Here is a 22,537-nt window from a genome sequence, read left to right as displayed (position 1 = left end):
TGCGCACGTTTATTTTCTTTTCTTTGTTTTGTTTGATGTCTGCTTCTGTTATGGCATCGCCCGAAAACCTGATTTTACCAAAATGTCAGCAGGAAGAAGTGGTCGAAACGCCGATTACATTTTTTCTGTCGAAAGAAGTGAAAGATGATTATTCCCCGTATGTGCGGGAGGGCATGATTCAAAGCTGGATCAACAGGGCCAACCTGATTCTGAAGAATTCTTGTGTGCCGATGCATCGCACCTTGCATCAGATTGTTGAGGTGGATGAATTGAATTTACAGGAATTTGAGAGCATCAATGTGGTTCATTCGATGCTGGAATATTATGACCCGGAATCCATCAAGGAAATGACCCGAAAACCGAATCATTATTATGGCGTCATATTCAGCAGTAAACGTTCTGAAGCCTTGCCGCCGGAGCATTGTGGGATGACAAATAACCGCGTCTTTCCGCAGTTTTTTACCCTGGATATGGCCTGCGATAAAGATACGCTAGAGCATGAACTGGGGCATCTGGCCTGGGCTCAGCATGATATCGATACATTTTCAGCGCAGACGGAAATGACTCTGGATGAGGTCATTGAAACGACCCCGTCGCACTTAAAGCAATTCTTCAAATTTTATGCTTTTGGTTATCAATGCGCTGGTAAGGGGACCATCATGTCATACGCTGACGAGGTGCTGCCTGTTTATTCCAGTCCGGAAATTTCTTATCGCGGGATTCTCTGCGGAAACAAAAAGTTTGCTAATAATGCGTTACGTTTGAGAGAGTATGCAAGACATTTGCGTGCACGATTGGCGGTCAATTCAGAAAGTGTCATATCGCGCTCTGAAGAAAAACCGCCCGTCACACAATAATGCATCCGGGAATTATCAATCAGGGAGAGAGGGGTATGGCAACAATTCGTCTTGCTTGTGAATGCGGGGAAGTTCAGGGGACTGCGCTGGTGCCTGCGCCATCGTCTGGAAATCGTGTGGTGTGCTATTGCAAGGATTGTCAGGCATTTGCTGAGCAGCTGAAACCGGAAAGAATCTTAACCGCACATCGTGGCACCGCGATTTTTCAGCTCAGCCCTTCCAGCGTCCAATGGACAAAAGGGGCGGAACAGATTCGCTGTCTGCGTCTGACGCCGGACGGACTTTATCGCTGGTATGCAGGCTGTTGTCAGACCCCGCTTGCAAATACCCTGAAACCCGGTTTTCCATTCGTGGGACTGATTGAAACCGCGATTGTCCCTGAAGACAGAACTGAAGCGCATCTCGGACCGGTTCGCGCGCATGCTTATCCGCAACATGCTGATCCTGTTTTGCCGGAAGAAATTCTGCGGACAAACCGGGTCTGGCCAATGATGATCCGGGTGATGCTGAAAATTCTGGGCTGGAAACTGACGGGGAAAGGCAAACCGAATCCTTTTTTCAACCTGGATGGTCAGCCGAAGGTCCCGCCGGAAATCGTGAATAAATGAGTCAGATGTTGAAACAGGAAGCCGAACTGGCAGACAGACTGTCGCAGTGGCTGCGACAGGATGATCTGCGTATGTCGGTGTTAGCCGTTGTAGAATCGCTGAACTTACCGCAAGCATATGTCGGGGCCGGGTTTGTCCGAAATCTGGTGTGGGATCATTTACATGGTTACAGTCCGCCGACACCGCTCAATGATGTCGATGTGGTTTATTTCGACCCGTCTGAGCAGACACAGGAAAAGCCTGGCAAACAGAAGCACAGCTGAACCGTGAATATCCGTTTGTGGTTTGGCAGGTTCGCAATCAGGCACTGATGCACACACGAAATGGCGATCAGCCGTATACCAGCACGATGGATGCCATCAGTTATTGGGTTGAATGTGAGACGGCTGTCGCGGCCCGCAGTGTGGCAGGAGAACTGGATATTATTGCCTGCTTTGGCCTGACATCTTTGTTTGCCGGCTGCCTGACGCACAATCCACGTCGTCCGTTCACGGCTTTTCAGACAAGAGTGGCAGAAAAACAGTGGCTCGAACACTGGCCCGGACTGAAAGTCGTGGTGCCGCATCAGCCCGAAGCGCCAACGGTGTGAGCGCTGAAGGCTGACTTCAGGGCCAAATGTTCATCCCGTGTGTCCTTGCTTTCTGGTATCGCGTCTCTGAATCAATCCATCGACTGGGTGAAGTTTTGAAAAATTTTCCGGCTTATATCGAATTTTTTACCAAGATGGCCAGTGCCATTTTTACGCTGTTACTGGGCAAACTTTTATACGATCAGACGAATAGTTTGTGGGCATTTGCCACAGCTTATGGCGGCGAATTTTTAATTGTCACGCTCATCCAGCTTTATGCCGGATCTTTTGCGGACCGATATGCACCGGCCCGGATACTGATTGCCATTAATGCACTGAGTGTGTCTGTGTTTCTTTTTCTGGCGATGAGCTATGACGTGCTCTATTCGGTCAGTTTATTGATTGCTGCCGCGATGGTGTATGTGTTCCGGCCATTTTACCGGACGTCTCTGTTTGTTCTGGTCAGAGAAATTGCTGCAAAAGATGAATTGAAAGTGGTAAATGGGCGCATGACATCAGCGTCTCAGCTTGGTCAGATCATTGGTTTATCACTAACCGGGTTATTTTTATCCTGGTACTCTGAAATTGCCGTTTTTTATCTGATGACACTGATCTATGGGTTCTGCTTCGTGCTGAGCCTTTCCATCTATCGCCGCCGCCGTTTCAACACCACAGCGGAAGCACAGGAAAAGCCTCAGCAGCTAAACTGGCATGATTTTGTTGATTTCATCAAAAGCGACCGGGCTTTCAGTGTTCGTCTGGCCAGCAGTTTCTCTATTGCTGCTTCATTGGGAGGTTTTTATCTACTGCTGGCGCCGCTGGTGGCTGCAAAATTTTCTGATGATACCGTCTGGTTGTCGTGGCTGAGCGTCAGCTATGCATCGGGTGCGATTCTGTCCGGGATACTGATGAAGCAATTCCATCGGAGGTTTCAGTCACTTTCTTCCGATTTTCTCCTGATGCTGAATCAGGGTATCTCTGCTGTTGCATTCCTGTGCTACGGGCTGTTTGAACAATTGCTGTGGCTGCCGGTAATGCTGTTTTGTTTTGGCGCTTCGACTACGTTTGCAGCGGTGAGTCTGTCTTCGTTTTTGCAATCAAGGACGCTCAACGGTGTTGCTGGCCGAACGGCAGCGACCCAAAACATCCTGATTGCGGCGGGCAATACATTCGTTGCATTTTATTGTTCATACCTGTTTGACTGGTCGTTTGACGCTGCAGCATTAGGACTGGCATTGCTCATCCTGGTATTGATGTGCTTCTTCTTTGGTGTGTTCAGGTTATATCCGGAATCAGAAACAGAAGCGACCCGAACTCTGGCCACGGAATAAAGCTGAAGTCTGCCCGAAAAGGCTATCCGAGCCGCTGCTGAGAGGGGATTGCTTCTTTCTGCAGACCTATTGAACCTGAAAATAAGATCGTCAATTTAGTGCTGGTAACCTTTTATTCATTCAAGTTAATCTGTTCCCGGACACAATTCAGGCAGTGATGCCGCAATGACGATTAAAGAGAGCAAGGGACAATGCTATGAAGATCGCCATCCTCACGTTTGACGGATTTAATGAGCTTGATTCACTGATAGCCTATTCCATTCTTCACCGGGTGAAAGGGGAGCACTGGCAGGTACAGATCACCAGCCCCACACCGACAGTCACTTCCATGAATGGACTGAAAATTTCCGCACAACAGCCGCTTGCGTATGCCAATCAGGCGGATGCGGTGATTCTGGGCAGCGGCAGTTGTACCCGTCAGCTGGTTACCGATGAAAATTTATTAAATGCACTTTCACTGAACCCGGACAGACAGCTGCTGGCTGCCCAGTGTTCGGGCGTATTGTGGTTACCGGCATTAGGCATTCAGAACCATCAGCCGGTTTGTACGGATCTGACCACGCAGCCCTGGGCAATGGATGCCGGACTGAAGGTGCTGGAGCAGCCATTTCATGCCAGCCAGTCGGTTGCCACTGCTGGCGGATGCATGGCATCTCAGTATCTTTCAATGTGGCTGATTGCAAAATCTGCGGGTATCTCGTTTGCCAGAAATGCGATCCATTATGTTGCCCCAGTGGGAGAGAAAGAAGCGACGGTCAATCACTGCCTGTCTGTTATTGAACCTTATTTAGAGTAAATCATGGAAATCTATCAGGTATTTGGCAAGAGTGCGGATCGGGGCGGGAACATCATGGCTGTGTCGGATGTGGCCGAAAATCCGATGGACTCAGGTATTCCTGTGGTTGTTGTGATATCTGACAGCCACTGTGCCGATGTGCGTTTTCGCTTTTTTTATCCGGACTCGAAAGAAGCCCCAATTTGCGGACATGCATTGCTGGGAGCCGCCAGTCATCTGAAGTCATCCGTATTCTCGGTGGAAACCGGGACGGGGATCAGCCAGGTGCGAAAACAGGGTGATCAGGTGAGCGTCAGCATGGCGCCTTCTGTAGCCGTTCCGCCGAATTTTTCGGATGTGGCGGAGGCAGGCTGGTTCGGGTTATCACCCGCTCAGATGCTGGCACAAGGCATATTCAGTGCCGGAAAACCGAAATGGTGTATTGAGTTGGATAGTCTGGAAAGCCTCAATGCCGTTCATTTTGAGCTTGAAGCATTAGCTGCATGGAATCAGGGTAAAAACTTCAGCGGATATATTCTCTTTACCCGCACTGAAGAAGGCATTTATGCCCGAGCGTCGAACCCGTTGTATAACATCCCGGAAGATCCCGCGTGCGCAGTCTGCTGTGCAGCTTTACCCTTAACGGATTTTCCTCAGGCGGTTCATATGGGATATCCGGCATATGACAATCTGATCCATCTGCACACAGAAGACGAAACGTTGTGGGTGGGCGGATATGTGTATCGCCGCAAAGGCGAATGAGAGTTGAAAAAGAGAACAGGGACGGTCACATGGAAGTCGCACCATTCATATCATCGGATTCAGTGAGTTCGCGGGAGAGGGTCAGTCTGAGGGAGATGACGATGGATGATTATCAGGCCGTGATGAATATCTGGTCTGAATCTGAAGGGTTATCTTTGCGGGATGCGGATTCACCGGAAAGCATTGGAGCTTATCTGGCGCGGAATCCGGGGACCAGTTTTGTGGCCGAACACCAGGGCAAGGTCGTGGGGACTGTACTGGCGGGAACCGACGGGCGCAGGGGATATCTGCAGCACTTGGCCGTTTCTGAGTCGCATCGTTCACAAGGGATTGGTCAGATGCTGATTGAAAAAGCCGTGGAAGGGCTGGCGGCGGCTGGTATTGCAAAAACGCATCTTTTTGTCTTTTGCGAGAATGAGGCGGCGCAGCGTTTTTATGAACGTCTGGGCTGGTTCGCTCGAGATGAAGTCCGGATGTATTCTTTTAATGCTTCAGATAATCAGAATGTCTGAACTTTTGATCCAGAGAACGGAAGGCTGAAGGTATGAAACAAGCCATAGTTCACGTTGCATTGTTGGTGAAAGACTACGATGAAGCGATTGATTTTTATGTGAATAAGCTGAAATTCGAATTGATTGAAGACAGCTATCAGCCAGAGCAGGACAAGCGCTGGGTGGTGGTTTCTCCGCCGGGTTCTGATGGTGTTGCGCTGTTGCTGGCCAGAGCTTCCAAACCCGAGCAGATGGATTTTATCGGTAATCAGTCCGGCGGGCGCGTCTTTCTGTTTCTGAACACGGATGATTTCTGGCGTGACTATGAACGTATGGTCGCTGAGGGCATTCGATTTGTACGTCCGCCAAGCGAGCAGGAATACGGCACGGTTGCGGTGTTTGAGGATTTGTACGGTAACCAGTGGGATTTGTTGCAACTCAATCCTGATCATCCGATGGCAACACGAGGCAGAACGAAACCATGATGCAAGATATTCATGACTGCGTGTCCTTTATGCTGATTCGCGATGGAGAGATACTGCTGGAAAAACGTAAACTCACCAAAGCGGTCGACCCGGGTTTAATGGCGATACCGGGCGGACATGTCGAAGCCGGTGAAACGCTGGAAGAGGCCTTACATCGCGAAGTTGAAGAAGAACTTACCGTTACGCCCGTTCGTTATTTTCCGTTGTGTACGCTGTACCATCCAACGCAGGAATTGCAGCGGTTGCACTATTACGTGGTAACTGATTGGACCGGCGAGATTTCGGCCCAAGAAGCTGAAGCAGTGATCTGGACGTCTTTACAGGAAACCGCACCGGCAACCATTGCTGCGGATAACATCGCGCTGGCGGAATATCGCCGGGTCGTTTTGCCGATGCTGGCCAATGCCGGATAGAGTTCGGAGAGAGACCTGATAGAGAAAAGAAACCAAGTCAGCACAGGGTTTGAAACCGGATTTTCAATTGAGGGGGGAGTATGCGGATGGCAATCAGGCAGATGACAGCTGATGATGTCGGACAGGTTGAAGCGTTGGTCAAAGCATCGTTTATGGCTTGTGTTGCGACCAGCTTGCGCCCGGCAGGGATTCAGACTTTTTTCAAAGTTGCATCGAAGGAAGCATTGTTGCTGCGTCTTCAGGAAGACAATCTCATGCTGGTGTATGAAGAACAGGATGTGATTACAGGCATGGCTGAACTGAAACAGGGCGCCCATTTGTCCATGCTTTTTGTTTTACCGGAGTGGCAGGGCAAGGGGATTGCCCGGTGTCTGTTGCAGTCACTGTTGCCATATTGTCGGCATCCGGAGCTGACGGTGCGTTCCTCACTGAATGCGGTCTCTTTTTATGAATCTCAGGGCTTTCAGAAAAATGGCGGGCCTGCTGAACTTGCAGGCCTGCGCTATCAGCCTTTGTCGTTTGCCGTGCCGGAGACTACAGCGCCTGAAGGTCGCTCTTCTTCAGCGCTTTCGCAAAAGTCACAATAGGTGAATCTGGGCGTTCATCCTTTCGGATCAGGGCCTGCCAATGGATGTAAAGGCCCTGTTTTGTCACTTTGGCGGTGCTTAAACCGCCGCCCTTCAGATAAGGTTTGACAACCCAGGTCGGCATAATGGTGATGCCTGTGCCCGTTCTGACAAATTCAACAACCGCCTCTGTCACCCCAGCACGAATCACTTTAGGGGGCAGCAGCTGGTTTGGGCTGAACAATTGCTCATACTCCCGGCCGGGTCCGGGTGTCGTATGGTAGGTAATGTAAGTATTTGAGGCGATATCCTGCGGTGTGAGCCAGGTTTTGCCGGCATCCGGGTGATGGTCGGGCATGACAGCTACCATTTCGTCCCGGAACAATTTGAAAGTGCGGAATCCGGTTTGGGTAATCGTGCCGGAAACAATCGCGAGATCAATCGTGCCATTGCGTAACGCGGTAAACGGGTCAAGGGAAACATCCGGAATGATTTCGACGGCATAGCTTGGATATGTTTCGCCAAACTGTTTGATAAAAGGGGGCAGCCAGTGATATCCCCCGAACACTTCATTGCCGACCCGAATGACATGTTCAATACCGACCGATAGCTTATCGATATCATTTTCAGCCCTTTCCAGCTCACTGAGCACGACGGATGCGGATAACAGCAGCCGCTGGCCCGCGCTAGTCGGAATCAGTTTTTTATGTTGCCGGTAAAACAGCTCGGTATTGAGCAATCTTTCTGCTTCCCGGATCCGGTGGCTGAGCGCCGACTGAGTGAGCCCGATTTCGCTGGCGGCTTCTGACACACTGCCTGCTTTTGCCACAGCCATAACCATTTGTAAGTGACGGGTACTGATTTTTGTCGCCATATCGTATGAAAAAAATGAATGGATTTTGATTATTTTATGAAATTTACAGGCAAAAAAGCGTTTCGTAAACTTGTTAATGAAAGGTTAAGTGACCTCTGATAATAAGGACATATGCTATGAGTGAAGTGGATAAGGCACAGGACGCGCCAAAGCTGAAAGTGGATCTGGCCAATGAGAAAGTGCATTGGGATCAGGACATGAGCTATGGCCAGTATCTTGCCCTGGAGCCGTTGTTATCCTGCCAGCACCCGGTCACGGAACAACATGATGAAATGCTGTTTGTCATCATCCATCAGGTTTCTGAATTATGGATGAAACTGTGTTTGCATGAAGCTTATGCGGCGGTTGAGAACATCCGTCAGGATAAACTTCGTCCGGCGTTCAAGATGATGAGTCGCCTCACACGGATTCAGTCTCAGATGCTGAATGCCTGGGAAGTACTGGCGACGATGACGCCGGCAGATTATGCCAGTTTCCGCGATGAGCTGGGGCAGAGCTCCGGGTTCCAGTCATATCAGTACCGCGAACTGGAATTCCTGCTGGGGAACAAGAACGAAGCCATGATTCAGGCCCATCGCGCTCATCCGAAATATTATGATCATCTGAAAACTGTGCTGCATGCGCCAAGTATTTACGACGTCACCCTGCAGTTGCTGAAAGATCGCGGATTTGACGTGCCGGATTCCCATCTCAATCGTGACTTCGCACAGCCCTATCAGTCCAGTGAGGCCGTTGAGCGTATCTGGGCTCAGATTTATAACCACAGTAACGAATACTGGGATCTGTACGAGCTGGCAGAAAAGCTGGTGGACATGGAATTCAATTTTCAGAAATGGCGCTTCAGCCACATGAAAACCGTGGAGCGCATCATTGGCTATCGTCGCGGAACGGGCGGTACGTCCGGGGTGAAATATCTGACCAAAGCGCTGGATTTGCAATTCTTCCCTGAGTTGTGGTCGGTCCGTACGTCGATTGAAGGGCCGAAACATGATTAAGATTTGGGATATTTCGCAAACGTTGCGAAAAGGCTTGCCAGTCTGGCCCGGAGATACCGAGTTTTCTTCGCATTTTCACTGGGAAATGAGTGCCGAATGTCCGGTGAATGTCGGTCAATTTACCCTGTCGACCCATTCGGGCACGCATGCGGATGCGCCGGTTCATTATGATGCCAAAGGGAAAACCATGGCAGCGGTCAGCCTGGAATATTACATCGGCCCCTGCGTGGTAGTGGATGCAACTCAGGCGGTTGGGTGGGTGAAACCGCAGGACATCATCAGCCAGTTGCCGGATCAGCTTGAGCGGGTCATTCTGAAAACCTACTCGCAATTTCCGCACAACCAATGGGTTACTGATTTTACGGCGGTGGCTGCGGAAACCATCGATTTACTGGCAGAACGGGGTGCGTGCCTGATTGGGATTGATAGCCCGTCACTGGATCCGCAGACGTCTAAATCCATGCGTGCGCACCATGCCGTCAGGCGCCATGGGATGGCGATTCTGGAAGGGCTGGTTTTAGATGATGTGCCCCCGGGCGATTACGAGCTGATTGCACCGCCACTGAAGCTGGATGCGCTGGATGCGTCTCCGGTTCGGGCACTGCTGCGCAGTGTGGTGTAAGGCATCATTTCAAGGAGTAAAGTCACATGCAAACACTGGACAGAGCCTATTTTGAATCGCTGGATCAGGTTGATCCGCTGGCTGAATATCGCGGGCAGTTTGAGCTGCCGGCAGGCCATATTTACCTCAACGGGAACTCGCTGGGCGTCTTGCCGAAAGCCGCAAAAGAAAAAGCCCGGGAAGTGGTGGAAGAACAGTGGGGTCAAGGCTTAATCCGCAGCTGGAACACCCATGACTGGATTCATATTCCGCGCCGTGTCGGGGACAAGATCGCCGGTCTGATTGGGGCTGAACCGGGCGAAGTGATCGTGGCCGATTCGACATCGGTGAATCTGTTCAAACTGGCTGCCGCAGCGGTCAAACTGAATGACGGTCGCAGCAAAATTTTGTCTGAGCCCGGTAACTTCCCGACAGATTTATATATTCTGCAGGGCCTGGAAAGTTTCATGGATGGCAAGGTACGCCTGGTCACAGAGTCGCGCGACCGCATCATGGACGCGATTGATGAAGAGACCGCCGTGGTGGTGCTGACTCATGTGCACTACAAAAGCGGTGCGATGTTCGATATGGCGGCAATCACGGCCAAGGCCCATGAAAAAGGCGCACTGATCATCTGGGATCTCAGCCACAGCACCGGCGCGGTGCCAGTGGCATTGAATCAGGTGGGTGCCGATTTTGCAGTGGGCTGCGGTTACAAGTATCTGAACGGCGGCCCGGGTGCGCCGGGTTTCCTGTTTGCCGCGAAACGTCATCTGGCACATCTGGAACAACCGCTGAGCGGCTGGTTTGGTCACACGAATCCATTTGCCATGCGCGACGAATATGAGCCTGCACCAGGGATTGAAAGAACCTTGTGTGGTACCACCTCTGTGGTCGGCGCGAGTTTGCTGGAAGTGGGCGTCGATATCATGGCCTCTGCTGACATGAACCTGATCCGCGAAAAATCGCTGCGTATGGGGCAGTTGTTTATGGAGCTGATTGAATTGCGGTGCGGCCAGTTTGGTTTCGGGATTGTTTCTTCCAAAGATCCGGTAGTGCGCGGGAGTCAGGTCTCTCTGACCCATGAACAGGGGTTTGCCATCATGCAGGCGTTGATTGCCCGCAATATCATCGGTGATTTCCGGGCGCCAAATATTTTGCGTTTCGGATTTACGCCGCTTTATGTTCGCTATGTCGATTTGTGGGATTGTGTCGATGTGCTGGCGGACATCATGACTCATGGCCTGTGGGATAAGGCAGAATTTAAAAAACTGACCGCAGTGACCTGAGACGTCTTTTCATAACGCGATGATAAGAACGCTGATGAATCATCGGCCTGTAAATTGTTACGAGACTGGTAGTTGTGAACAGCCGGGTGCCGAGAGGCCCCGGCTTGTTTGTTGATGCCTGAAGAGTATCCTGAATGAGCGCAAGAATGGTCAGGCATACCGCGGGGAAGATTTGTATGATGGTGGCTCGGATGACCGGAGAAAATCATGACTGATTATCATCAAACGTTGAGCCGGGTGCTGGACGAGATCGACAGAAACCTGGAGCAATCGCTGGCACTGGCGCAGTTAAGCGAGGTTGCCTGTTTATCGCCTTTTCATTTTCACCGTTTATTTTCATCAATGCTGGGCATGCCATTGAATGGGTATATCCGGCAGCTCCGCCTCAAACGTGCGGCTTATCAACTGGTATATCGGCCAGAACATCGCGTCACGGACATCGCATTTACGGCAGGTTATCAAAATGCGGAATCTTTCTCCCGGGCATTCCGGCAGGTATTTGGTCAGAGCCCCACGACATTTCAGGCAAATCCTGACTGGGAATACTGGCAGACATTGCAACAACCACTTTCGAATGTCAGGAAAAAGAACATGACCGATAAATTACCAGAAACAGAAATTGTCGAATTCCCCGAAATTCAGCTTGCTGTATTTGAACACAAAGGTGACCCTGTCACTCTTGGGGCAAGCATCCAGCGTTTTATTGCCTGGCGAAAGTCAGTTGGCCTGCGGCCCGATATCAGCCGGACGTTCAACCTGCTTTACGATGATCCGGAAGCAACACCGGCAGATGAATACCGGTTTGATCTAGCCGCTGAGGTCAAGCACTCAATGGCGGATGACGCTGCCGGAATCGTCAGTAAAACGATCCCGACCGGGCGGTATGCCAGAGTCAGACACATTGGCTCAGATGAGTGCCTGGCACCTGTCGTACAGGCGTTGTATGGCCGGTGGTTTCCCGAAAGCGGAGAATCTTTGGCAGATTTTCCGTTGATCTTTGAACGTGTCCGCTTTTTTCCGGATGTTGCGGAGCATGAAGCGGTGACAGATATTTATCTGCCCCTGAAATAAAAAATTGCTTGATAACACACCAATTGTTGATCAATACTTGATTCATCAAGTATTGATTATATCGAGGTGTTTATGTCTGCAATGAGTCCGCAGGGTCAGCTATTTATGGAACTGACTTTAATCCAAACCAAACTGATGAAAAATATTGACCGGAAGCTCAGTGCTCACGGGATCAGTGTGTCTGAATTTTTTGTACTGCATCAGCTCAGTGAAACTGCAGGCCAGTCAATGAGCCGGGTAGTACTGGCGGAAGCGGTGGGTTTAACGGCATCTGGTGTGACACGGCTGCTGAATCCAATGGAGAAAAACCATTTGGTGGAGAAAGAGAAAAACAGCCGGGATGCCAGAGTCAGCCTGGTGAAACTCACACCAACCGGACAAGAGATTTACCAGGATGCTCTGGTCAGTTTTAACCATGGTGCTGAAGCGATGGCTGAAGGGATGACTACAAGCCAGCTGAACCAGATGACGGGCCTGCTCAGTAAATTGAAATGAATCCGCTGCCGGTGCTGAATGCTTTTCTGACGGATGAAATTCTATTGCCTATAGTTGAGTTTGTAACAGGCAGTTCAGCGCCGGAGGCGGAAAACGTGAAAAAAGTGAAAGTCGGCTGGGTCGTTTTCAGTGTCATAGCCACTGGCGTGCTGATGTATACGCAGGCGAAATCGGCTCAGCCTTCATTTGATTGCAGTGCTGTTCGAGCCGGCAGTATTGAAGCGATGATTTGTCAGGATGAAAGGTTGTCTGCGCTGGATAACCAATTGGCGGATGTGTATCAGCAAGCAACAGCAAAAGCGACGAATGAGCACCCCCCGGTGTTGAAAGCGGAGCAAAGAGGCTGGATAAAAGGCCGGAATGAATGTTGGAAAGCTGATGCTCAACATCAATGTGTCGAGCAGGAATACCAGCGCCGGATTGCAGAGCTGCAGGCGAAATACGCGCTGATTAAAGCAACACAGACCGTGTTTTATCGGTGCGAGGATCAGCCGGGCAGTGAAGTCATTGCAACTTACTATCCGACAGACCCGCCATCCTTGATTGCCGAACGCGGCGACCGCGTGTCACTGATGTTTCTGCAGGAAAGCGGCAGTGGGACAAAATATGTCGGACGCAATGAAAGCTTGTGGGAGCATCAGGGAGAGGTGAAGGTCACCTGGGGTTACGGCACCCATGCCCTGACATGTAAAGCCTATCAATAGCAGTGGGCTTGGAAATACAGATTTGCTGTGACTTATTTTCTCTGGCGGCCGATTCTCTCTGGCTGTTCTGTCCGGGTGTACTGTCTGATCTCTATTCACAGCGCGATATAGACCAGAATGGCGCCAAACAAAGCAGTGAACACACCGCCTGCTCGTCCTTGAATTTCACTCAGTTCTACCGCCCAGCTGATCAGCTTTTTAAAATTCGCTCTGCCCAGGGTCATTAAAAACAGTGCGGCAATAATGGCAATCCAGCCTAAAGCGGCCACCAGCAATGGATAGTCACTCTGGTCTGCATATTCAATCAGGAGGTAGCCGATCAGTAAGCGTGCGACGACGGCGACAATCTGAAGCCAGAGCTGTTTTTTATGATGGGCCAGAAAATCGAGAATCAGCCTCGGTTCTGCGGCCAGAATTAGTCCCATCCCTGAAATGAAAACACCGATCATTCCAATCAGAAGACGCATGTTGCTCTCCGTGTGTAAATAGGGCCGCAGGGATTCGGCCCCTGTAATTGCAATTTCATGTCAGAGCCTTGAGGGGTGACTGTCGGGATCGCCTTCGTCATGCGGTTTGTCGTCATGAGAAACCCCGTGTTCTTCCGGCGCTTCCTGATCCCAGGAGCCGTCTTCGGTCCAGGGGTCATCCTCGGGCAGCTCTTCGATATAGATTTCTTTATCTTCGAAGTCAGGCTGATAACGCAGATCAAAGTGCGCAGCACGGATGATGGAGACACATAAAAGCAATGCCACGATGAGCAGGGGCACGCCACCGATGACGCTGGCGGTTTGCAGGGTGTCCAGCCCACCCAGAAACATCAGCGTAATCGGCATCACGGAAAGTGCGAATGCCCAGAACAGCCGGTTCCAGCGAGCCGGTTCTTCATCAATTTCTTTTTGCACCACGGCGGCGAGAATATAAGAAATCGAGTCAAATGTGGTGGCTGTGAAGATCACGGCCAGAATGGTAAATGCCAGGATCACCAGTTTGCTCAATGCGAGCGTGTGCAGCATGGCAAAAATTGCCGTGGTGGCACCCTCCTGATTCAGAATGGTAATCACATCTAATTTTTCTGACAGCTGGAGGTAGATGCCGTAGTTACCCATGATCATGAAGAACAGGAAGCAGCCGAGTGTGCCGTAAAAAATAGAACCGACAACCATGGTTTTAATGGTGCGTCCCCGGGAAATACGTGCGATAAACAGGCCGACACTGGGTGCGAAGACCAGCCACCAGGCCCAGTAGAAAATGGTCCAGTCCTGCGGGAAGTGGGTATCCGGAAACTGCCGGAACTGGGCAAATGGCTCAGTCCAGGTTGCCATTTCAAACAGGTTATTGATCATCCTGCCGAGTGCATCCACCCCGGTATTCAGCATGAAGAGGGTTGGGCCAGTAATGAAAATAAACAGCAGAATGCCGACGGCCAGCCACATGTTGATGTTCGAGAGCATCTGAATCCCTTTTTTCAGCCCGGCATAGGCGCTGTAACCAAAAATGGCAGTACAGATGATGAGCACTACGATTTGGGTATACAGGTTATTGGGAACACCCAGCAGTTCATGAATCCCCTGATTAATCAGCGGTGCTGCGAGGCCCAGTGTTGTGGCGCCGCCGCCTAACATCCCGAAGATAAAGAACACATCGATCAGTTTCCCCAGCCAGCCTCGGGCCCGTTCATCACCCAGCACCGGCATCAGCGCTTCACTGATTTTCAGCACACTATGGTTTCGGACGTAGTAGAAGTAGGCGATTGGCAGGGCAGGGATCAGATAAATCGACCAGGCCAGGGGCCCCCAGTGAAAGATGCCGTAAGTGACAGCCCATTTGGCGGCTTCGTGGGTTTCTCCCGGAATATCAAAAGGGGGCGTTTGGTAGTAATAGGCCCACTCGATCATCGACCAGTACAAAATTGAAGCGCCAATCCCGGAACAGAACAGCATCGCGGCCCAGGAAAGGGTGGAAAATTCCGGATCCTCTTCCGGTGTACCCAGCTTGATTTGCCCGATGTCGCTGAAAATCACGTAAACCATGAAGATGAAAGCGCCAAGGCCGAGGATCAGGTAGAGTACACCGAGTTGATCGGTCACGAAATCTTTTGCATTTCGGACCCAGGCGGCACCGGTATCCGGGAAAAAGATTAAAGGAAGAGTGACGGCGAAAAGTAAAAATAAAGAACCAAAAAAAGTTGGTTTATCAATGATGTCATTGAATTTGGTCGAGGACATCTGAACCTCCGCATTTTTTTGGGGGGAATCTCCGTTGCGGCCACTTTTCGGCACATTCCTGATGATGTTTGATGCAGGTTCTGAGCCGATGAAAAGAAAAGTACCCGTCAGAAAAAGCTTTAGTTGAGTGCTGATTATAGTTGAGTGACCAGGGATTGATGCTTCAAAGGTGAGTTTGGCCGGAGATGAGCAGCGAGAAGCCAGTGAGGGCTGGCTTCTTGAGAGACGTGTAATTTCTGAGGTTATCCCTGATGTCGTCTGACTCGCCACGCGGTGAAGCCCAGCAGAGCAAGCAGGGCAAATCCGTTCAGGCTGCCGCCGCCGCTGCCCGAAGAATAACTGGGCGCAGACTGATGAAACATCGGTTGAGCGTGATCCGCCTGGGTTGGGACGGCATTGGCCTGCCCGCGTTGCTGACGTGCCAGCTGCTCTTTTTCAACCCGCTGTTTGTTCTGGCGCTTGATGCCCAATTGTTCGAAGACTTCATCTTCAACCACCAGCAGAGACGTGTAGTCGGTCAGCAGGCCATATTCGACCGCCAGGGATTCAATCGCCTGCTCCATATCGCTGTCTTTCTGTTCCAGATAGTTCATCTGATCTTCCAGATCGCGAATGGCAGAGAAAGCCCACAGCCGTTCAATTTCAGGGTTCATCATAGCGCTTTCAGGCAAATTGATCTCGGTTTTGTATTCACGTTTCTGACCGTTCACTGTGGCGGAAAGCGTGATGCGGGTTTGACCGGGCTTAAAATAATGGCCGAACACTGTCAACTGTTCACCCCGATATAAGCTGTTGATCTGTGCCGGGGTCAGGTCTTTGATTTTGACGCCATCAATGTCAAGCTGCACATTGCGATAGGCCTGATGTGTCAGCTTGCTGGTAACGTTCATCAGATGACCCAGCATGTCATCGGCGGTAGACACTGAAATCGCAAACCCGTTTGAGACTTTGGTCATCGGCTCCAGCAGCGGCGTGTTGGCACTGTTCCCCATGATGAAGGTGTACAGGCGCACATCGTATTTTTGCATCAGTTTCAGGAATTCACGCTTCGCAGTCGTCCCGACATTGGCCACGCCATCAGTGACGAGCACGATGCCGGACGGGCGATCAGCGTCGAGATGGCTGACGGCGCTTTCAATGCCTTCATATAAGTTGGTACCGCCGTCTGGCTGATACCGGTTCACTGAGGCGATGGCGTTTTGGATGTTCTCTGCCGTGACTGGTAAAAAGCCCTTGGTTGCCATATGGGCACTGTCGTCAAACATGATGATCCGGAAACGATCGTCGGCTGGCAGTTTATCCAGGCCACGCTCAACCCCGTTAACCAGTGTGCTGTAGTCACCGGTCATGGAGCCGGATTTGTCCAGCACGAATGTCCAGTCGCGACCCTGCGAAATGACGCCTAAGTCATCACCCGGTGTGAATGTGAGTTTGACCGTGCCGCGCGAACTGCGTTGCGGGTCGCGATAGGCAATCATATCCAGACGACCGGGCAATCCGTCTTTCAGCCGCCAGTAAACCACGATGTCCTGATCCAGTCTGAAAGGACTGTTGACCGCTTGAGCTTCGTTTGCTTCAGTTGTTTGCTGTTGCGACTGATTGGTGATTTCACTGTACCAGACCGTTTGCCCGTCTTGCTGGGACTGACTGATCAGCGCCTGAGGGTGGGCAGGCAAACGCAGGCCATCGACCGGATAAGCCGACTTGACGGTGACATTGAACGTGAATGCTTCTTCGACCCGATCATTGCGTGTCCAGAAAAACGCTGCCTGTTCATCCACACCACCTTCTTCCATCGGATAAACGTAACGTCCGACACCGTGATCCAGAAGTGCATCCTGCACGTACACCAGCTTCACTTTGACCTGCTGCTGCGGCTGAACCGGGAAAACTCGCATTTCAAAGGTTTTGAAGCTGTTCTTTTCCGTCAGAGCGGTTGCGCTCCCCTGATCTTTCTGTTCGTTGTAGATTGCCCTGGCTTTGTCTTTCGCGACTGCTTCGGCAATGACAGGCTTGCCGTTGATCCAGTATATGAATTCACCGACAACGGCTTTTTTCGGAACGGGAAAAGTGTAGAGGGCTTCCAGTTCGGTATCATTCGGGTTGAAGAATTCCTGCTCAATACTGGTGGTTGCGTAGCCGTCTTCAATCACGACACTGACGTGATGGGACTGAATCTTTAAATCCTGATACTGGCTTTGCACCGGTTTCAGCAGGCCGCTGGCCAAAGCTGCCGGACAGACAAAAACGACAGCAATGAAGAGAAATACGGACAGCATGTTCTTTGCAATGTTTGCGAGTGATCGATTGTGTGACATGAGTGCCTCCTATGCAGTTCGCGGTCAGACCACAATGTGTACGCAGGGAAGCTTGGCGGAACTTGATAGAATCGAACAGCGTTAAATTACAGGTTACTTCTCATGAGACCTGAGGTGACACAGGTTATGACTTTGGTGCCGGATGGAATTCATCGAACAGAGGAAACTGCCAGCGACGAATCGCAAGAATCATGGACGTCCCGTGTCGGGCATCCATACTCAGGTTCTCATCATCCCGGCAGGTCGCATAAAATTCGCTGACCAGTTTCTGTAGGCGTTGCTGCATTCTCTGATTGCTCGGGAGCGACATGAGCCCGGTTGTCATCACCAGTTTTTCGCCGTCGTCGTTGAAGTGACTGGCAAAAAACTCTTTCTGGACCTGCTGCTGGAAAAAACACTGAATCGGGCCGCCGGCAAGCCAGGAAAAGGACGGGGAGATTTTCAGCCGGATGCGGTTATTTGCCTGTAATTCAATAATCCTGAGCCGGTCCAATTGTGCCAGCTTTTGAATCAGTTCCGGGGCTGAAAAATGATACTGTTCCAGAATGTCGGCAAAGCGGTAGCCGTTCAGCACACAGACGGCCACCAGCAGTAACGCTTTATCTTCAACCAGCTGTTTTTCCTGCTCATGGGTCAGCGATTGCAACCCGGACTCACTTGACGCAGTTAGCTGAAAAAGTTCAGCCATGTCCATACCCATGAGCTGGCAGATTTTTTCCAGCCGCTCCAGACTGATACTGCTGCCATCTGCCAGTAACCGCTTCACCGAGCCTTCGCTCAGTGCCAGAGTACGGGCGATGTCCTGATATTGAACGCCATGTAATTTGAGTTGCTTTTTGAGTTCAGAGACCAGTTGGTAGCATTCGGACATGTAATTTTCTCTTGTGGGGCGAAATGTAATTCAACAATGCTAACCGATTGTATGCAAACAGAGTTTGGCGCGGTTGTGTCTTGAGTCACAGGTCACAGGGCGTCAGCCAGCCAGGATGACTGGCTGATGCCTGGAAACTGTTCCCTGAAAAAGTGAGGGAATCAGTAACGGTTGATTGTGATGTCCGAGATATAACCATGGTTGGCATGATGCAGAGATTTTTTCAGCATGTTTGCTGTTTCATCTGCTGTCATGAAGCCGCTGAGATCCATGCTTTTCCCGCTGGTGGCCCAGAAATCGGTTGCCATGCCGCCCGGGTAGACGCCCACCAGATTCATGGGTTTATCTTTCAGTTCCAGCCGGACGGATTCCATCAATCCTCTGACGCCCCATTTCACGGCGCAATAGGTCGATTCACCGGCTTTTGCGGTTTGCGCTGCTGTAGACATCACCATCACCATGGTTAGCGGAGTATTGCGATAGCGGATCACGGCTTCACGCAGGAAATAGGCTGCAGACAGCAGGTTGTTGTGTATCAGCCGGGCAATTGCTTCGGGATCCTGTTTTTCAATCGTGCCAAAGTGGCCGCTGCCGGTGCAGAAAATGATGGTTTCCGGTGTCGCGGGGAGCTGGTCAAAAAGCCGGGTGACTGCTTTGGGATCAGAAAGATCTGCAGTCAGCGTACAAATATTGGCAGGCTGACAAGCCTGAGCCACCTCATGCAGCCGTTCATCATGACGGCCTGTCAGCGTTAACGTGTGCTTATCCTGAGCATAAGTTTTTGCCAGCGCAGCGCCCAGTCCACTGCTGGCCCCGGTAATGAGGATCATTGCTTACCTTCTGTTTCTTATGGGGTTATAGGGCCAAGTATAGTGATCATTCTGCATGGTCACACCGTGAAAATCGCCGCCGGGCTTCGCAAGACAGCCTGAATTTCAAACAGTGATGTGTGTGGATATTTCTACTGAGATATTTTTAAACATTTTTCGTGTTGGCTAGAATGAAACCAATTGACTATTGCCTGACGTGCAATTGCTGGTGTGATTGGTCACAAACAGGGGCTGAACGGTGGATTTTTCTGCTGCTCAGCGCGTTGTAGATTCCTTAAACTGCATATCACTGAGAGAAAGCCAATGAAGAACTACGGTGTTTTGAAAGGCTCGGTTATCAACTATGTACGCGATAATGACAATTCCCCTCATTCAGAATTGTTATTACAAGCGAATGGTGTGGATTACCGGATTGCGATTAACGTTCGATCCAGCAGAGGGCCGGTTCATCGCCGCCTGATTGAGCACTTGATTGTCCATGATTTTCAGCATCCGACCTTGGATCACGCAAGGGAGTTACCGATCGGCTGGAATGATTTACGTGATGGTGTTGATGATGAAGCCGCCTTGGATTACATCCGAAGCAACATGTTCCGTGCCACTGACATGAAGCCGGTTGTTCACATGGAACCCGGCCCGAATAACGACTTATTCGAATACATCGAAGGGTTAATTGACAGGGCTATCCGGGAAGATGACGCAACAGTGTATGCCTTTGGCGAACGTTGGGGACCGGAAGATGACAAAGAAGATAAGTACTTTGATTTTCTGCCCGGGAATGGCGTGCATATGATTCACATGAATCAGGGCGACCCCAGTGATAATCACGGAACTTACCGCGATGGTGCCTTGTTTATTGACTTTCCGTCTTCAAATCAGTCAGTTGCCTTGTTCCTGAAATTCCAGAATCAGGTCTGGCATACAGATGATCAGGATGCAACGCCTATGTCCGGCGCGCCATCGGTTGTTCATGTTGAAATTCCGTCTCACGGTGATGCACCATCGTGGCCAGTCGTTTCACCTGACTCACCGTATCATTTAGCCCGGATTGTGGCGGCCATGGTCAATCCGTTTGCTGAAGATGAAGGCAACGAGTTTGTCACCGTTCTCAACATCTCAGAGGAACCACTGGATCTGAGCGGCTGGAAAGTACTCGACCGCAATGACAACTTTGATGATGTGCCGGATGCTGTCGTTCAGCCCGGTGAAACGGCTGTGATCAGACTTTCAGGGGAAGGTGCCCAGCTGTCGAATAAAGGCGGAACCATCACCTTACTGGATGCCCGCGGATTCAAAGTTGACGGTGTTGCCTACACCAAGAAAGACGCTTCCCGCAGAGGACGCCCCGTCGTATTTGTTTAATGGTGTTTGCCTGAAAGTATTGTTGGGTCAAAGCTTCATGGATAACCACAGCCCTTGCCAGCGCAGGGGCTGTTTTAATTTCTTGTCACGCCGGTTCACAGTTCAATACGTATCTCACCACGGCTGAGAACAAACGGACCGGTGACCACAGTCATTGCCCTCTGCGACCCAGCATGATCCCGAATGTTTTACCCATAATCATCAGGTCAGTTCTGAACCATGGCCAGAACGACCCCAGTATCAGCGCGTAACTGTGGTCGAAAGCCACTTTGCTGCGAACATCTTCGATACTGGTGTCATAGCCCTGGTTGATCTGAGCCAGACCTGTAATCCCGGGCAGAATTCCGTACGTCCGTTCGGTGAAAAAGGGAATGGCAGATTCGAGCTGCTGATAAAATTCCGGCCTTTCCGGCCGGGGACCGACGATTGACATGTCACCCCGGAGCACATTAATCAGCTGGGGGAGTTCATCCAGTCGAGTTTTTCTGAGGAACGAACCGACGCGGGTAATGCGTGGATCTGCCTTGGACGCGAATACGGCACCAGTCACGGATTCCGCGTTCACGACCATGGTCCGGAATTTCAGGATATTAAAGATTCGGGTCTGCTCAGGCAGCATTTGTCCGATCCGGCGCTGCTGGAAAAAAACAGGGCCGGGGGAGTCCAGTTTGATGGCCAGTGCGATGACCGGGAAGACGGGAAGCGTGAGCGCCAGCCCCAGTCCGGCAATGATGATATCCATCACGCGTTTTGTTTTGGCGGTGATCGGATTCATGGCGCTGCTCCGGCGTTGGTTGGAGTGGATAATGAACGGGCGTCTGTCAGATGCGGAGAGAGCTGTGACCCGCTGCCAGCGACCTTTTTCCAGACCCAGGGCATACCTCAGACTGCCGATCAGACTGGCGGCATGACCGCTGACCAGATAAGCGAGGGTGTGTCCCAGTTTGCCTGTTGGTGCGGCCGGGAAAATCAACGTCGTGACGGCAATCAGATACAGAAAGCTCTGAATTAGCGCAAGGCAGAGAAATACGCTGGATTCACCGGCGAGCAGCAGACTGCCGACCAGCGCAAACACCATCAGATAACCACTCAGAACCCGCAGGACCTTGCCGGAAGTAAAAAGAAAGGCGACGCCCCGGTATCTGGGGCTGAGCAGCTGTTTCAACAGGACGACTTGTTGCAGGTTGCCCGCGCCGATTCGCTGGCGACGTTTGAAATCCATGGCGACAGACGAAGCTTCCAGTTCCAGCGCAATAATCTGGTTTTCATGGGCTGCCCGGTAGCCCTTGGCCACGATCCGCATCGGCAGAACAAAGTCATCATTGATTGTGTCAGCCGGGAGCGGTTCAAACAGCTCACGCCGGAACAGATAAAAGGCGCCATGGGCACCCAGCGTCGCCCCCAGCGCCGCTTCCTGAGTCTTGAGCCGCTCCTGATATTGCCAGTAGGTTTCTTCGCCGCCGGTGCCCGGCTGGTAGATCTGATAATGGCTGTTGAGCACTCCCACCGCGGGATCAGCAAAACTTGCCGCGGCCTGTAGTAATGCATCGCAGGAAATGATGGCGGAAACATCGCTCAGCGCCACGAGATCACATGCCAGCAAGGGGATGACTTCATTCATCGTTGCGACTTTTCCGCGGTTCTCTGCAAATTCCATCACGGTAATATTCAGATGCCGGCAGGCCATTTCATCGGCTGTCTGCCTTGCCAGCGCGGCCGTTTCATCCTGACAGCCATCGCAGGCAATGACGATACTGAGTTTGCTGTCGGGATAGTCCAGCGCAGCGAGATTCCGGATTTTTTCTGCGATCCAGGCAGCTTCGTTATAGGCAGGAACCATTATGGCAATCCGGGGTAAGTCTGCATCAGATGCGCTGTCCTGAAATGCCCGGCTGATGGCCTGCGGTTTGACGGTCTGTGGTTTGATTGATGACGTTTTTTTGCTCAGCCAGCGTAAAAGCAATGGATAGCCAAGGTGATGATAAATGATCAGAACAATCGCAATCAGGGTGAGAGAGCTGATGAGTTGCTGCCACATATCGGTCA

General features: G+C 51.1%; 23 protein-coding genes and 1 pseudogene. 17 read left to right on the top strand and 7 right to left on the bottom strand.

The annotated features are described in order from the left end of the window. The first annotated feature begins 50 nt into the window (after positions 1-50). The 10 genes and pseudogenes from ACYP03_RS13660 (at position 51) to ACYP03_RS13615 (ending at position 6,877) form a co-directional block, all read left to right on the top strand. Positions 51-857: a hypothetical protein gene (locus tag ACYP03_RS13660; protein ID WP_459780409.1), complete on the top strand. Its 807-nt coding sequence runs from the start codon at positions 51-53 to the stop codon at positions 855-857. 35 nt (positions 858-892) lie between these two features. Then, positions 893-1,465 (top strand): DUF6151 family protein, encoded by a 573-nt coding sequence (locus ACYP03_RS13655; RefSeq protein WP_330959393.1) that lies wholly within the window; start codon positions 893-895, stop codon positions 1,463-1,465. Between the two features lie 71 nt (positions 1,466-1,536). Further along, positions 1,537-2,054: pseudogene (locus ACYP03_RS13650) on the top strand (nucleotidyltransferase family protein). Positions 2,055-2,149: 95 nt separating this feature from the next. Beyond that, complete coding sequence (locus tag ACYP03_RS13645; RefSeq protein WP_459780407.1) at positions 2,150-3,364, top strand: MFS transporter; 1,215 nt, start codon at positions 2,150-2,152, stop codon at positions 3,362-3,364. Positions 3,365-3,560: 196 nt separating this feature from the next. Further along, positions 3,561-4,160 carry a DJ-1/PfpI family protein gene (locus ACYP03_RS13640; RefSeq protein WP_330959396.1) on the top strand — a complete coding sequence of 200 codons (600 nt, stop codon included), beginning with the start codon at positions 3,561-3,563 and terminating at the stop codon, positions 4,158-4,160. Between the two features lie 3 nt (positions 4,161-4,163). Continuing rightward, the gene (locus ACYP03_RS13635) at positions 4,164-4,901 is read left to right on the top strand and encodes a PhzF family phenazine biosynthesis protein (RefSeq protein ID WP_459780405.1); all 738 of its coding nucleotides are present in this window, start codon (positions 4,164-4,166) and stop codon (positions 4,899-4,901) included. Positions 4,902-4,996: 95 nt separating this feature from the next. Continuing rightward, positions 4,997-5,413, top strand: coding sequence for a GNAT family N-acetyltransferase (locus ACYP03_RS13630; protein ID WP_248141659.1), 417 nt, complete (start codon positions 4,997-4,999; stop codon positions 5,411-5,413). A gap of 32 nt (positions 5,414-5,445) precedes the next feature. Next, entirely contained in the window at positions 5,446-5,877 is a 432-nt protein-coding gene (locus ACYP03_RS13625; RefSeq protein WP_459780403.1) for a VOC family protein, read from the top strand. Continuing rightward, positions 5,877-6,290 carry an NUDIX domain-containing protein gene (locus ACYP03_RS13620; protein WP_459780401.1) on the top strand — a complete coding sequence of 138 codons (414 nt, stop codon included), beginning with the start codon at positions 5,877-5,879 and terminating at the stop codon, positions 6,288-6,290. The genes ACYP03_RS13625 and ACYP03_RS13620 overlap by 1 nt, the downstream gene beginning before the upstream one ends. Positions 6,291-6,376: 86 nt before the next feature. Beyond that, positions 6,377-6,877, top strand: coding sequence for a GNAT family N-acetyltransferase (locus tag ACYP03_RS13615; RefSeq protein WP_459780399.1), 501 nt, complete (start codon positions 6,377-6,379; stop codon positions 6,875-6,877). Here ACYP03_RS13615 and ACYP03_RS13610 read toward each other — a convergent pair. Then, positions 6,825-7,697 (bottom strand): LysR family transcriptional regulator, encoded by an 873-nt coding sequence (locus ACYP03_RS13610; protein ID WP_459780568.1) that lies wholly within the window; start codon positions 7,695-7,697, stop codon positions 6,825-6,827. The two genes, ACYP03_RS13615 and ACYP03_RS13610, sit on opposite strands and share 53 nt — an antisense overlap. A 149-nt stretch (positions 7,698-7,846) precedes the next feature. Here ACYP03_RS13610 and kynA point away from each other — a divergent pair, with 149 nt between their 5' ends. The 6 genes from kynA (at position 7,847) to ACYP03_RS13580 (ending at position 12,885) form a co-directional block, all read left to right on the top strand. Beyond that, complete coding sequence (gene kynA / locus ACYP03_RS13605) at positions 7,847-8,725, top strand: tryptophan 2,3-dioxygenase (protein ID WP_248140447.1); 879 nt, start codon at positions 7,847-7,849, stop codon at positions 8,723-8,725. Beyond that, entirely contained in the window at positions 8,718-9,347 is a 630-nt protein-coding gene (kynB, locus tag ACYP03_RS13600) for an arylformamidase (protein ID WP_248140446.1), read from the top strand. The genes kynA and kynB overlap by 8 nt, the downstream gene beginning before the upstream one ends. 26 nt (positions 9,348-9,373) lie before the next feature. Beyond that, a complete protein-coding gene (gene kynU, locus ACYP03_RS13595) occupies positions 9,374-10,615 on the top strand; it encodes a kynureninase (RefSeq protein ID WP_459780396.1) in 1,242 nt (413 codons plus the stop codon). Between the two features lie 207 nt (positions 10,616-10,822). Beyond that, the gene (locus tag ACYP03_RS13590) at positions 10,823-11,686 is read left to right on the top strand and encodes an AraC family transcriptional regulator (RefSeq protein WP_459780394.1); all 864 of its coding nucleotides are present in this window, start codon (positions 10,823-10,825) and stop codon (positions 11,684-11,686) included. Between the two features lie 105 nt (positions 11,687-11,791). Then, complete coding sequence (locus tag ACYP03_RS13585; protein ID WP_459780392.1) at positions 11,792-12,181, top strand: MarR family winged helix-turn-helix transcriptional regulator; 390 nt, start codon at positions 11,792-11,794, stop codon at positions 12,179-12,181. Then, positions 12,178-12,885 carry an MliC family protein gene (locus tag ACYP03_RS13580; RefSeq protein ID WP_459780390.1) on the top strand — a complete coding sequence of 236 codons (708 nt, stop codon included), beginning with the start codon at positions 12,178-12,180 and terminating at the stop codon, positions 12,883-12,885. Before ACYP03_RS13585 ends, ACYP03_RS13580 begins: the two co-directional genes overlap by 4 nt. Positions 12,886-12,980: 95 nt before the next feature. Here the strand turns inward: ACYP03_RS13580 and ACYP03_RS13575 are convergent, their stop codons facing one another. From ACYP03_RS13575 to ACYP03_RS13555, 5 genes are all read right to left on the bottom strand, one after another. Beyond that, positions 12,981-13,352 (bottom strand): hypothetical protein, encoded by a 372-nt coding sequence (locus ACYP03_RS13575; RefSeq protein WP_248140441.1) that lies wholly within the window; start codon positions 13,350-13,352, stop codon positions 12,981-12,983. Positions 13,353-13,412: 60 nt separating this feature from the next. After that, positions 13,413-15,110 (bottom strand): BCCT family transporter, encoded by a 1,698-nt coding sequence (locus ACYP03_RS13570; RefSeq protein WP_248140440.1) that lies wholly within the window; start codon positions 15,108-15,110, stop codon positions 13,413-13,415. Positions 15,111-15,352: 242 nt separating this feature from the next. Further along, positions 15,353-17,428: a VIT and vWA domain-containing protein gene (locus ACYP03_RS13565; RefSeq protein WP_459780387.1), complete on the bottom strand. Its 2,076-nt coding sequence runs from the start codon at positions 17,426-17,428 to the stop codon at positions 15,353-15,355. Between the two features lie 124 nt (positions 17,429-17,552). Next, a complete protein-coding gene (locus ACYP03_RS13560) occupies positions 17,553-18,299 on the bottom strand; it encodes a helix-turn-helix domain-containing protein (protein WP_248140439.1) in 747 nt (248 codons plus the stop codon). 161 nt (positions 18,300-18,460) lie between these two features. Next, a complete protein-coding gene (locus ACYP03_RS13555) occupies positions 18,461-19,129 on the bottom strand; it encodes an SDR family NAD(P)-dependent oxidoreductase (RefSeq protein WP_459780384.1) in 669 nt (222 codons plus the stop codon). 303 nt (positions 19,130-19,432) lie between these two features. On the opposite strand from ACYP03_RS13555, the gene ACYP03_RS13550 reads away from it, so the two are divergent. Further along, positions 19,433-20,491 (top strand): DUF2278 family protein, encoded by a 1,059-nt coding sequence (locus ACYP03_RS13550; protein WP_330959407.1) that lies wholly within the window; start codon positions 19,433-19,435, stop codon positions 20,489-20,491. A 151-nt stretch (positions 20,492-20,642) separates the two neighbouring features. Here ACYP03_RS13550 and ACYP03_RS13545 read toward each other — a convergent pair whose 3' ends face one another. Next, a complete protein-coding gene (locus ACYP03_RS13545) occupies positions 20,643-22,529 on the bottom strand; it encodes a sugar transferase (RefSeq protein WP_459780382.1) in 1,887 nt (628 codons plus the stop codon). Positions 22,530-22,537 lie beyond the last annotated feature (8 nt).

The sequence above is a fragment of the Photobacterium sp. R1 genome (genome assembly GCF_054600795.1).
This window is presented reverse-complemented; position numbering and strand designations above follow the sequence as displayed.